Consider the following 3257-nt stretch of genomic DNA (forward strand, 5'->3'; position numbering starts at 1 on the left):
GATGCCGCACCCCGAGCAGCAACGGCCCACCACCGGGCACCCGCACCCCACGGGCCGCCTCCGCCGCGGCGTACGCCCCCGCACCGCCGACCGCATCCGCCCCGCCGTACGTCTCCCCTCCGGCGGGCGCCCTCACCTCACGCCGCACTTCGTCCTCGGTATCCGCGTCCACCCCGTCACGCACCCCCGGCCCGCCCCGCGTCTCAGGCGGCGTCCTCACCCCACGCGTCACCTCCGCCCCGCCCCGCGTCTCTCCCCCGGCCGCCCGGCCCGCTCCTTCGGCCAGGGTGCCGTCGTCGGTGTCCGCCGCTCCCTCCCCGCGCCCCATCACGCGCCCCGTCACGCGCTCACCTCGCGGCAGGCACGGTAGAAGTCGGTCCAGCCGTCGCGCTCGCGGACGACCGCCTCCAGGTACTCCTGCCAGACGACGCGGTCGGCGGCCGGGTCGCGGACGACGGCGCCGAGGATGCCGGCGGCGACGTCGGAGGCGCGCAGGACGCCGTCACCGAAGTGGGCGGCGAGGGCGAGCCCGCCCGTGACGACGGAGATCGCCTCCGCGGTGGACAGCGTGCCGCTGGGCGACTTCAGCTTCGTACGGCCGTCCGTCGTGACGCCGTCGCGCAGCTCGCGGAAGACCGTGACGACGCGGCGGATCTCGTCGACGCCGTCGGGCACGGCCGGCAGGTCGAGGGAGCGGCCGATCTGGTCGACGCGGCGCGAGACGATGTCGACCTCGGCGTCGGCGCTCTCCGGCAGCGGCAGCACCACCGTGTTGAAACGGCGGCGCAGGGCGCTCGACAGGTCGTTCACCCCGCGGTCGCGGTCGTTGGCCGTGGCGATGAGGTTGAAGCCCCGGACGGCCTGCACCTCCTGCCCCAACTCCGGTATCGGCAGCGTCTTCTCGGACAGGATCGTGATCAGCGAGTCCTGGACGTCGGCCGGGATGCGGGTCAGCTCCTCGACGCGGGCCGTCATGCCCTCCGCCATGGCCCGCATGACGGGGCTGGGCACGAGGGCGTCGCGGCTCGGGCCGTGGGCGAGCAGCTGCGCGTAGTTCCAGCCGTAGCGGATCGCCTCCTCCGGGGTGCCCGCCGTGCCCTGCACGAGCAGCGTGGAGTCGCCGCTGACAGCCGCCGCCAGGTGCTCGGACACCCAGGTCTTGGCGGTGCCGGGCACGCCGAGCAGGAGCAGGGCGCGGTCGGTGGCGAGGGTGGTGACGGCGACTTCGACGATGCGGCGCGGCCCGACGTACTTCGGTGTGATGACCGTGCCGTCCGGGAGCGTCCCGCCGAGCAGATATGTGGCGACGGCCCACGGCGAGAGCTTCCAGCGGGCCGGCCGGGGCCGGTCGTCCCGGGCGGCCAGCAAGGCCAGTTCATCGGCGAAGGCGTGCTCGGCGTGTGCCCGCAGCACCTCACCGCCCGTACGCGTGTTCGCGGGCGCGGACTGGTTGTGGCTCGGGTCGACAGTGGTCGTTCCAGCAGACACAGGCATGGCTGAGTCCCCCTCCAGCTCGGCCGGTTCGGATCTGGGGACCACACTGCACCACACCACTGACAATCCAGTCTGACCTGCGGAAATTGGATCGCGCAAGCCAATTGTCAGTGGTGGGATCTACCTTCAGAACATGACTCAGCAGGGGGTGCGCTGGACGGCTGAGCAGGTGCTGGCATTGGCACCTGACGCAGCGTCGCGCAAAGCCGGAAGCAAACTCGCCGCGGCCGGGCCGTGGTCGGGTGCTGGCAGTTCGGACGAGGGGACGGTGTGGGGACTGTGCAAAGGAAGTGGCAGCAAGCCGTATCAGACGATCATCGACGTGGCGGACTCCACCGGGCCCGCGTACAAGTGCAGTTGTCCGAGCAGGAAGTTCCCGTGCAAGCATGCGCTGGGGCTGCTCCTGCTCTGGGCGGGCGACGACGCCGCGGTGCCGGCCGGGCCGGTGCCGGACTGGGCGCAGCAGTGGCTGTCAGGCCGCCGCACGCGCGCAGCGGAGAGGACGACGAGGACGGACGGGGCATCTGGGGCCACGTCCGCTGACCCCGAGGCCGCGCGTCGCCGGGCGGAGCGGCGTGCCGACCGGATCACCGCGGGCGCGTCGGAGCTCGAACAGCGCCTGACCGACCTGTTCCGCGGCGGCCTGGCCGCCGCGGAACAGGCGGGGTACGGACTGTGGGAGGAGACGGCGGCCCGCATGGTCGACGCCCAGGCCCCCGGACTGGCGGCGCGGGTGCGGGAACTGGGCGCGATACCGGGCTCCGGCCCAGGCTGGCCGGTCCGCCTCCTGGAGGAGTGCGCGCTGCTCCATCTTCTCGACCAGGGCTGGCTGCGCCGCGACCGTCTCCCGGACGGCCTCGCGGCCACGGTCCGCTCCCGGATCGGCCTGCCCGGCTCCCCGGACGGCCCACCGGTCCGCGACCGCTGGCTCGCCCTCGCGCAGTACGACAGGTCCGACTCCACTCTCACCACCCGCCGCATCTGGCTGCACGGCACCGAGTCGGGCCGTACGGCGCTGCTCCTCTCCTACGGAGCCGCCGGCCGGGCACCCGAGCTGTCGCTGCCGGTCGGACTGGCCTTCGAGGCCGAGGTGTCGGCCTACCCGGGCGCGGGTCAGCTTCGAGCGGCCCTGGGTGAGCGGTTCACCGCGCCCGAGCCCACCGCCGTACGACCGCCGGGGATCACTCCGTCCGAAGCGGCGGCCCGTTACGGCGCGGCCCTCCGGGACGATCCCTGGCTGGACTCCGTCCCGGTCACCCTCGCGCGCGTCATCCCCGCCCCGGACGGCGACTCCTGGCAACTGGCCGACGCCGACAGCGATCTCGCTCTTCCCCTCGCCCCCTCCGCCCGCTCCCGCCCCGGCCTGTGGCGCCTCATGGCCCTCTCCGGCGGCACGCCCGTCACCGTCTTCGGCGAGTGCGGACACCGGGGCTTCACACCGCTGACGGCATGGGCGGAGGAGCCGCAAGGTGCGCAGTGGCCGCCCGGGCAGGCGGTGACGCTGTGGTGAGGAGAGACGGCGGCCAGGCAGGCGGCGACGGGAGCGGCGGTTCGTCGCCTGCGACCGTCCCTGTACGGAAGGAACCCCGCATGACCAGTACGTCAGGCACGTCATCCGCTACGGCGACCACGGCGGGGCTCGCCTGGGAGGAGCTGGTCACGACCGCGCTGCTCGGGACGGATCGTCGTGCGCCGACCGTGCCGGTGCCGGGCCGGGAGGCGCCCGTGGCGTTGCTGGACGCGGCGGCCGTGGAGACCGTGCG

2 protein-coding genes and 1 pseudogene are annotated in these 3257 nt (G+C 73.8%); 1 reads left to right on the plus strand and 2 read right to left on the minus strand.

Features of this window, described 5'->3' with window-relative positions:
* Together AWZ10_RS09765 and AWZ10_RS09770 are read right to left on the minus strand one after the other, a co-directional pair.
* Nucleotides 1-343 (minus strand): annotated as a pseudogene (locus AWZ10_RS09765) (hypothetical protein); the annotation flags it as partial.
* Nucleotides 340-1494, minus strand: a complete 1155-nt coding sequence (locus tag AWZ10_RS09770) for an ATP-binding protein (RefSeq protein WP_208618474.1) — start codon at nucleotides 1492-1494, stop codon at nucleotides 340-342. The pseudogene AWZ10_RS09765 and the gene AWZ10_RS09770, both read right to left, overlap by 4 nt.
* 133 nt (nucleotides 1495-1627) lie before the next feature.
* On the opposite strand from AWZ10_RS09770, the gene AWZ10_RS09775 reads away from it, so the two are divergent.
* Nucleotides 1628-3004 carry an SWIM zinc finger family protein gene (locus AWZ10_RS09775; protein ID WP_060890880.1) on the plus strand — a complete coding sequence of 459 codons (1377 nt, stop codon included), beginning with the start codon at nucleotides 1628-1630 and terminating at the stop codon, nucleotides 3002-3004.
* Nucleotides 3005-3257: the final 253 nt, after the last annotated feature.

Origin of the sequence: Streptomyces europaeiscabiei, assembly GCF_001550375.1 — a bacterium.
GTDB classification, from domain to species: domain Bacteria; phylum Actinomycetota; class Actinomycetes; order Streptomycetales; family Streptomycetaceae; genus Streptomyces; species Streptomyces europaeiscabiei.